Raw genomic sequence first — 8,695 nt, 5'->3', positions numbered from 1 at the left:
GGGGCGTGGGCGGAGGGGGGGTGTCGAGGGCGGGCGGGGGGGGGGGGGCGGGGGTGTGTTCGGCGTGGTGGACGAGGAAGGGGGCGCCCTGGCCCAGCGTACCGCCGGTGCCACTGCCGAAATCCAGGGCCTGATCGCCGGCCTGCAAACCGCCGCGCACCAGTCGGTAGAAGGCATGCGCGCCCAGGTCGAACACGCCGAAGCCACCGCCCAGCAGGCCCAGGCGGCGGATGGCGCGCTGGATGAAATCGTCGGCGCGATCCAGACCATCTCCGACACTGCCGTGCGCATTGCCGATGTGACCGCGCAGCAGAGTGGCGCCGTGAGCGAGATACGCGACAACAGTGAGCGGATTCATCAATTGGGTGAGGATAATTTGCTGCGTATTGGCCAGGGCCGTAGCCAGGGCGAGCACCTGCTGGTACTGGGCGGGCAACTGACTACCGCCGTGCAAGCCTTCCGCGTCTGACCCGATCTAATGTGGGAGCTGGCTGATCGTTCCCACGCTCCGCGTGGGAATGTCGCCCCAGACGCTCCGCATCCCGCTTTAAAGCCGTGACGCAGAGCATCACTGGATGCGTGCCCACGCGAGCGTGGGCACGATCAGCTCCCACACTGACCAGATGCAGGGTCTTGGTCACAAATTTTGCGCAATCCTCGCTAATCGTGCCGGCTACTGCATAGAACTGGACAGTCACAAAGGCTTTGCGGCATAGTCGCCGGGTTCTGACGTACCCACACCAATAACAAGGAACAGCCAATGGCGACCTTACTGGTTCTTCACGGACCCAACCTGAACCTGCTTGGCACCCGCGAACCGGGCGTCTACGGGGCAGTAACCCTCGATCAGATCAACCTCGACCTGGAACGACGGGCACGTGAAGCCGGCCACCATTTGCTCTACCTGCAAAGCAATGCCGAGTATGAATTGATTGATCGTATCCATGCCGCGCGCGGCGAAGGCGTGGACTTTATTCTGATCAACCCCGCCGCTTTTACGCATACAAGCGTTGCATTACGTGACGCGCTGCTGGCGGTGAGCATCCCATTCATCGAAGTGCATTTATCGAACGTGCACAAACGCGAAGCTTTCCGCCATCACTCTTACTTCTCCGACGTAGCGGTAGGAGTGATCTGCGGCCTTGGCGCCAGCGGTTACCGACTGGCCCTGGAGGCCGCCCTGGAACACATTGAAGAACAGGCTAAACGCCCCTGACCGACCCTTGGGAGTTGATGATTCATGGATATCCGTAAAGTTAAGAAACTGATCGAACTGCTGGAAGAATCCGGTATCGACGAGCTGGAAATCAAGGAAGGCGAAGAGTCCGTACGGATCAGCCGTCACAGCAAGACCCCGGCCCAACAGTTCTACGCACCACAGATGCAAGCGCCGGCTCCAGCCGCTGCTGCTCCGGCTGCCGCGCCTGCCGCCGCCACTGCACCTGCCGCCCCAGCCGCGCCTGCGCTGAACGGCTTCGTGGTCAAGTCGCCAATGGTCGGTACGTTCTACCGCACCCCGGCACCGACCTCGCCAGCCTTCGTTGAAGTGGGCAAAACCGTGAAAGTGGGTGACACCATCTGCATCGTTGAAGCGATGAAAATGATGAACCACATCACCGCGGAAAAAGCCGGCGTCATCGAATCCATCCTGGTAGAAAACGGTCAGCCGGTTGAGTACGACCAGCCGCTGTTCACCATCGTTTGAACCGCGGAGCGCCTTCGATGTTGAAACCTGCGAAGAAACTGCAAAAAGTCCTGATCGCCAACCGCGGCGAGATCGCGCTGCGTATCCTGCGCGCCTGTAAGGAAGAGGGCATCAAGACCGTCGCTGTTTACTCGACGGCCGATACCGAATTGATGCACGTGAAGCTGGCGGACGAAAGCATCTGCATCGGCCCGCCACTGGCCACGAACTCGTACCTGAAAGTCTCGAACATCATCGCTGCGGCAGAAGTGACCGGCGCTGATGGCATCCACCCCGGCTACGGCTTCCTCGCGGAAAACGCCGATTTTGCCGAACAAGTGGAAAAATCCGGGTTTGCCTTCATCGGCCCCAAAGCCGAAACCATTCGCCTGATGGGCGACAAGGTCTCGGCCAAGGACGCCATGATCGCGGCCGGTGTGCCCACCGTTCCAGGCTCCGACGGCCCACTGCCTGAAGACGAGGAAACCGCTCTGCGCATTGGTCGCGAAGTCGGCTACCCGGTGATCATCAAGGCCGCCGGTGGCGGTGGTGGTCGCGGCATGCGCGTGGTGCACAAGGAAGAAGACCTGATCGAAGCCGCCAAGCAGACCCGCTCCGAAGCGGGCGCCTGGTTCGGCAACCCGATGGTCTACCTGGAGAAGTACCTGACCAACCCACGTCACGTGGAAGTCCAGGTACTGTCCGATGGCCAGGGCCACGCTATCCACCTGGGCGACCGCGATTGCTCGCTGCAACGTCGCCACCAGAAAGTCCTGGAAGAAGCTCCGGCTCCGGGCCTGGATGAAAAGGCGCGTCAGGAAGTCCTGGCACGCTGCGTCAAGGCTTGCATCGATATCAACTACCGTGGCGCCGGCACCTTCGAGTTCCTCTACGAGAACGGCCGTTTCTACTTCATCGAGATGAACACTCGTGTGCAGGTAGAGCACCCGGTATCGGAGATGGTCACCGGTATCGACATCGTCAAGGAGATGCTGAGCATCGCCGCCGGTAACGTGCTGTCGTTCACCCAGGACGACGTGAAGATGCACGGCCACTCGCTGGAGTGCCGCATCAACGCCGAAGACCCGAAAACCTTTATCCCAAGCCCTGGCCTGGTCAAGCATTTCCACGCGCCCGGCGGCAACGGCGTACGTGTGGATTCGCACCTGTACAGCGGCTACAAGGTTCCGTCCAACTACGACTCGCTGATCGGTAAGCTGATCACCTGGGGCGCCACTCGCGACGAGGCCATGGCCCGTATGCGCAACGCCCTGGACGAAATCGTGGTCGACGGCATCAAGACCAACATCCCGCTGCATCGGGATCTGGTTCGTGATGAAGGCTTCTGCGAAGGTGGTGTGAACATTCACTACCTGGAACACAAGCTGGCCAACCAGTAAGTGCTCCACCCAACAAAGCCGCCTTCGGGCGGTTTTGTTGTTTATGGGCCACCGCCCCCCGATCGTTCCCACGCTCCGCGTGGGAACGATCGTCGGCGCAGTCGTCTTCTGGCTTGCTCTCGCGTAAACTTGCGCGCTTTCGCGGCCTGCCCGCCGCACATTCATTTTTTTCAAAGGTGCCCGCCATGCCTTGGCTGCAAGTCCGTCTCGCCATCAGCCCAGAACAAGCCGAAACCTACGAAGACGCGTTCCTCGAAGTGGGTGCCGTGTCGGTGACCTTCATGGACGCCGAAGACCAGCCGATCTTCGAGCCGGAACTCAATACCACGCCGCTGTGGTCCCACACCCACTTGCTGGCCCTGTTCGAAGACGGCACCGACGCCGCTGCCGTGCTGGCCCATATGGAACTGCTCACCGGCAGCCCGCTGCCCGAGCATCACAGCGAAGTCATCGAAGACCAGGACTGGGAACGCAGCTGGATGGATAACTTCCAGCCCATGCGCTTCGGCCAGCGCTTGTGGATCGTGCCAAGCTGGCACGCCGCTCCCGAGCCAGACGCCGTCAACCTGCTGCTGGACCCGGGCCTTGCGTTCGGTACCGGCACGCACCCGACCACCGCCCTGTGCCTGGAATGGCTGGACGGCCAGGACCTGACCGACAGCAACGTACTGGACTTCGGCTGCGGCTCGGGGATCCTGGCCATCGCCGCCCTGCTGCTGGGCGCCAAGGAGGCCGTGGGTACCGATATCGACGTGCAGGCCCTGGAAGCCTCCCGCGATAACGCCGGGCGCAACAACATTGCCGAAGGCAAATTCCCACTCTACCTGCCTGAGGACCTTCCCCAGGTTCAGGCCGACGTACTGGTCGCCAATATCCTCGCCGGGCCACTGGTGTCGCTGGCGCCGCAACTGTCGAGCCTGGTCAAGCCGGGCGGGCGCCTGGCGCTCTCGGGCATCCTGGCCGAGCAAGGTGAAGACGTGGCTGCGGCCTACGCCAAGGACTTCGAGCTGGACCCGATCGCCAACCGTGATGGCTGGGTACGCATCAGCGGTCGTCGGCGCTAGAATGAGCGCTTGCCTGAATTGGATGGCCGCATGACCGACAGTTTCGTCACCCAGTGCCCACATTGCCAATCGCGTTTTCGCGTCAACCACGCTCAGTTGAGCGTGGCCCGCGGCGTGGTGCGTTGCGGCTCGTGCCTGCAAGTATTCAACGCCGCTCGCCAGTTGCTGGAGCAACGGGCCCAGGCGTCTGCGCCGGAGCCTGAAGTGCCGACCACCGCCGAGCCGGCCGCCGAACCGACTGTCGAAACGCCTCCCGAGCCACCGCGGGCCATCAGCCAGAAGCAGTGGACGGCCGAAGAGCTGGACCTGGATAACCTGGACAAGGAACTGGCCAGGCTGGAACGTCGCGAGATCCAGCACACCCAGGCAGTGGGCGCAGAACGTCGCCAGCCAGGCGCCGACCGTCGGCAAAAGGAAGAGTCCTTCAGTGCCAGCCGCGACACGGTCAAGGCCGAGGAAGAAAAATGGGCGGCCAGCCTGTTCAGTGAGCCACCCGAAGAGCGTGCACAGGCACCAGAAGAAGAGCCCGAGCCGGTTAAGGCACCTGCGTCCAAACAGCGCACCGAACCGTCCATGTCTGCCCACGTCGACGAACTCGATGACGAACCAGCTCTGCACGCCACTACCGTGGATGACGACCTCGACCCGCCGCTGACACCCACCCGCGACGAGCACGATGAGCCTGAACCCGAAGACCGCGCGTTCGCGCGACGCAAGCGCGCGCGAACGGAGGCCGGTGTACACGATGAGTTGCTCCAGGACCTGGAAGACGACCCCCTGCACCTGTATGCGCAGAAGCGTCCGTCAGGCTGGGGTCGCCGTCTGCTCTGGATATTGTTGGTCGTACTCGCCGCCGCCGGCCTGGCCGGCCAGTACATCGCCTACCAGTTCGACGACCTGGCCCGCCAGGACGCCTATCGCCCGTGGTTCCAGACGCTATGCCCGAAACTGGGGTGCACCGTGCCATCGCGGGTCGACATTACCCATATCAAGAGCAGCAACCTGGTGGTGCGCAGCCACCCCGAGTTCGCCGGGGCACTGGTGGTGGATGCCATCCTCTATAACCGCGCGACCTTCTCCCAGCCCTTCCCACTGCTGGAGCTGCGCTTTGCGGACTTGAACGGCAGCCTGATCGCCAGTCGTCGCTTCAAGCCCGCCGAATACCTGAGCGGCGAGTTGGCCGGCGTGAGCGAAATGCCCTCGCAGACGCCGATCCACATCTCCCTGGACATCCTGGACCCCGGCAACAAAGCCGTGAATTACAGCCTGAGCTTCCATTCACCCGAGTGAAACGGCGCGCCCACCGAGGTTTGACGGCGGATTATTGACTTGGCCATCGTCAACCAAACCGATGGCGATAAAAAAATAACTGTTCAGATTTTATCCAATTCAGCCTTTAACCCGTCATCGAGAGCGGGTATCATGCCAACCCTTTTTCGAACTCTAATGATCCGGCCCCACAACAGGGAAGTCCTATGTCGGCGGTACGCATCGGCCCATACACATTGCAGAACGGCTTGATCCTCGCCCCGATGGCGGGTGTCACCGACCAGCCCTTTCGTCAGCTGTGCAAGCGTTTGGGCGCGGGTCTAGTAGTCTCTGAAATGGTTACCAGCGACATGAGTTTGTGGAACACCCGCAAGTCGCGGATGCGCATGATCCACGAAGGTGATCCCGAGCCACGCTCGGTGCAGATCGCCGGTGGCGATGCGCAGATGCTGGCGGATGCAGCCCGGGCCAATGTGGAGCTGGGTGCACAGATCATCGATATCAACATGGGCTGCCCGGCCAAAAAGGTCTGCAACAAGGCCGCCGGTTCCGCGCTGTTGAAAGATGAGCAGTTGGTCGCCGAGATCCTGCAGGCCGTTGTCGGCGCAGTAGATGTACCGGTGACCCTGAAGATTCGTACCGGTTGGGACCGGGACAACAAGAATGGCCTGACGGTGGCGAAGATCGCTGAACAGGCTGGTATTGCAGCGCTGGCGGTGCATGGCCGCACCCGCGCCGACCTTTACACCGGTGAAGCCGAGTACGACACCATTGCCGCGATCAAGCAGGCCGTGTCGATGCCCGTCTTTGCCAATGGCGACATCGACAGTGCCGAGAAAGCCCGGCGCGTGCTGCACGCGACCGGTGCCGATGGTTTGTTGATTGGCCGGGCCGCCCAGGGGCGGCCGTGGATTTTTCGTGAAATCGAGCATTTCCTGCGTACTGGTGAAGTCTTGCCGGCACCAGAGTTGGTCGAGGTGGAACGTATTCTGCTAGAGCATCTGGCCGCCCTGCACGCCTTCTATGGGGACGTGATGGGAGTACGCATTGCTCGCAAGCATGTCGGCTGGTATCTCGCCACCTTGCCGGGCGCCAAGGAATTCCGCGCTCAGTTCAATCGTTTGGATGAAACGCAGGCACAGGTCGCCACCGTTCGTGAGTTCTTCGCCGGACGCGACAAGAGCCTGGGAACAGGGGATGGAGAAGGGGTGGCCGCATGACGATGATGACCGAGACTTTAGTGAGTGGAACAACACCCGTGAGCGACAACGTCAATTTGAAACAGCACCTCAACACGCCTAGCGAAGAAGGCCAGACCCTTCGCGGGAGTGTCGAGAAGGCGCTGCACAATTATTTCGCCCACCTTGAGGGCGCTTCCGTCACGGATGTGTACAACCTGGTGCTCTCCGAAGTCGAGGCGCCCTTGCTCGAAAGCGTGATGAACTACGTCAAGGGCAACCAGACCAAAGCCAGTGAGCTGCTGGGCCTCAACCGTGGCACCTTGCGCAAAAAGCTCAAGCAGTACGATTTGCTGTAAGCATTCAATCAAACCAGAAAGGCGCCCGCGTAAAACCGGTCGCCTTTTTTGCTGACTTCCTTTGCTTTTGATGGAAATTGAGATGACCGACCAGACCACCCGCCTGCCGATCCGCCGTGCCTTGATCAGTGTTTCCGACAAGACCGGGATCCTTGAATTTGCCCGGGAGCTGGAAGCCCTGGGTGTGGAAATCCTCTCCACGGGCGGGACCTTCAAACTGCTGCAGGACAACGGCGTGGCCGCAGTGGAAGTCGCGGACTACACCGGTTTCGCAGAAATGATGGACGGTCGCGTCAAGACCCTGCACCCGAAAATCCACGGCGGCATCCTTGGCCGTCGCGGCATCGACGACGCCATCATGACCGAGCACGGCATCAAGCCGATCGACCTGGTGGCCGTTAACCTCTACCCGTTCGAAGCCACCATCAACAAGCCAGGCTGCGACCTGCCGACCGCCATCGAAAACATCGATATCGGCGGCCCGACCATGGTGCGCTCGGCGGCCAAGAACCACAAAGACGTGGCCATCGTGGTCAACGCCAGTGACTACGCCAACGTCCTGGAAAACCTCAAGGCCGGTGGCCTGACCTACGCCCAGCGCTTCGACCTGATGCTCAAGGCGTTCGAACACACCGCCGCCTACGACGGCATGATCGCCAACTACATGGGCACCGTGAACCAGGCGGCTGACACCCTCAGCACCGAAGGCCGCAGCCAGTTCCCGCGCACCTTCAACAGCCAGTTCATCAAGGCCCAGGAAATGCGCTACGGCGAGAACCCGCACCAGAGCGCGGCGTTCTACGTGGAAGCCAAGCCTGCCGAAGTGGGCATTGCCACCGCGACCCAACTGCAAGGCAAAGAACTTTCCTACAACAACGTGGCCGATACCGACGCCGCGCTGGAATGCGTGAAGAGCTTCGTCAAACCGGCCTGCGTGATCGTCAAGCACGCCAACCCGTGCGGCGTGGCCGTCAGCCCGGACGCTGAAGGCGGTATCCGCCAGGCGTACGAACTGGCCTACGCCACCGACACCGAATCCGCATTCGGCGGCATCATTGCCTTCAACCGCGAACTGGATGCCGAGACCGCCAAGGCCATCGTCGAGCGCCAGTTCGTCGAAGTGATCATCGCCCCAAGCGTCAGCGAAGAAGCCCGCGCCATCGTCGCCGCCAAAGCCAACGTGCGCCTGCTGGCCTGTGGCGAGTGGTCGGCAGACCGCGCCGCGGCCTGGGACTACAAGCGCGTCAATGGCGGCCTGCTGGTACAGAGCCGCGACATCGGCATGATCGGCAGCCAGGACCTGAAAGTCGTGACCAAGCGCGCGCCGACCGAGCAAGAGATCAACGACCTGATCTTCGCCTGGAAAGTGGCCAAATACGTCAAGTCCAACGCCATCGTCTACGCCAAGAACCGCCAGACCATCGGTGTCGGCGCTGGTCAGATGAGTCGCGTGAACTCGGCGCGTATCGCCGCGATCAAGGCTGAGCACGCCGGTTTGCAGGTGGTGGGTTCGGTGATGGCTTCCGATGCATTCTTCCCGTTCCGTGACGGCCTGGACAACGCTGCAAAAGCCGGCGTGACCGCCGTGATCCAACCGGGCGGTTCGATGCGTGATGCAGAAGTCATCGCCGCCGCTGATGAAGCTGGCATTGCGATGGTCTTCACCGGCATGCGCCACTTCCGCCACTGATTGATCGTTCCCACGCTCCGCGTGGGAACGCAGCCAGGGACGCTCCGCGTC

General features: G+C 61.7%; 9 protein-coding genes. All 9 read left to right on the top strand.

Annotated elements, in window-relative coordinates:
* The coding region (locus BMH52_RS27560; protein ID WP_143192556.1) for a methyl-accepting chemotaxis protein at positions 1-469 on the top strand (469 nt) is incomplete at its 5' end.
* Positions 470-760: 291 nt separating this feature from the next.
* On the top strand, positions 761-1,216 hold the full coding sequence (gene aroQ / locus BMH52_RS27555; protein ID WP_014716732.1) for a type II 3-dehydroquinate dehydratase: 456 nt from the start codon (positions 761-763) through the stop codon (positions 1,214-1,216).
* A gap of 24 nt (positions 1,217-1,240) precedes the next feature.
* Positions 1,241-1,705 (top strand): acetyl-CoA carboxylase biotin carboxyl carrier protein, encoded by a 465-nt coding sequence (gene accB / locus BMH52_RS27550; protein ID WP_014716731.1) that lies wholly within the window; start codon positions 1,241-1,243, stop codon positions 1,703-1,705.
* A 17-nt stretch (positions 1,706-1,722) separates the two neighbouring features.
* Positions 1,723-3,084: an acetyl-CoA carboxylase biotin carboxylase subunit gene (gene accC / locus BMH52_RS27545; RefSeq protein WP_003188188.1), complete on the top strand. Its 1,362-nt coding sequence runs from the start codon at positions 1,723-1,725 to the stop codon at positions 3,082-3,084.
* Positions 3,085-3,269: 185 nt separating this feature from the next.
* Entirely contained in the window at positions 3,270-4,148 is an 879-nt protein-coding gene (prmA, locus tag BMH52_RS27540) for a 50S ribosomal protein L11 methyltransferase (RefSeq protein WP_034126418.1), read from the top strand.
* 30 nt (positions 4,149-4,178) lie between these two features.
* Positions 4,179-5,438: a DUF3426 domain-containing protein gene (locus BMH52_RS27535; RefSeq protein WP_072434915.1), complete on the top strand. Its 1,260-nt coding sequence runs from the start codon at positions 4,179-4,181 to the stop codon at positions 5,436-5,438.
* A gap of 185 nt (positions 5,439-5,623) precedes the next feature.
* Positions 5,624-6,637: a tRNA dihydrouridine synthase DusB gene (dusB, locus tag BMH52_RS27530; protein WP_003188182.1), complete on the top strand. Its 1,014-nt coding sequence runs from the start codon at positions 5,624-5,626 to the stop codon at positions 6,635-6,637.
* Positions 6,634-6,954, top strand: a complete 321-nt coding sequence (gene fis, locus BMH52_RS27525) for a DNA-binding transcriptional regulator Fis (RefSeq protein ID WP_002555375.1) — start codon at positions 6,634-6,636, stop codon at positions 6,952-6,954. The genes dusB and fis overlap by 4 nt, the downstream gene beginning before the upstream one ends.
* An 82-nt stretch (positions 6,955-7,036) precedes the next feature.
* The gene (gene purH / locus BMH52_RS27520; RefSeq protein WP_014716728.1) at positions 7,037-8,644 is read left to right on the top strand and encodes a bifunctional phosphoribosylaminoimidazolecarboxamide formyltransferase/IMP cyclohydrolase; all 1,608 of its coding nucleotides are present in this window, start codon (positions 7,037-7,039) and stop codon (positions 8,642-8,644) included.
* The last annotated feature ends 51 nt before the right edge of the window (positions 8,645-8,695 follow it).

This window comes from Pseudomonas sp. BTN1 (assembly GCF_001907715.1).
Lineage (GTDB): Bacteria > Pseudomonadota > Gammaproteobacteria > Pseudomonadales > Pseudomonadaceae > Aquipseudomonas > Aquipseudomonas paracarnis.
This window is presented reverse-complemented; position numbering and strand designations above follow the sequence as displayed.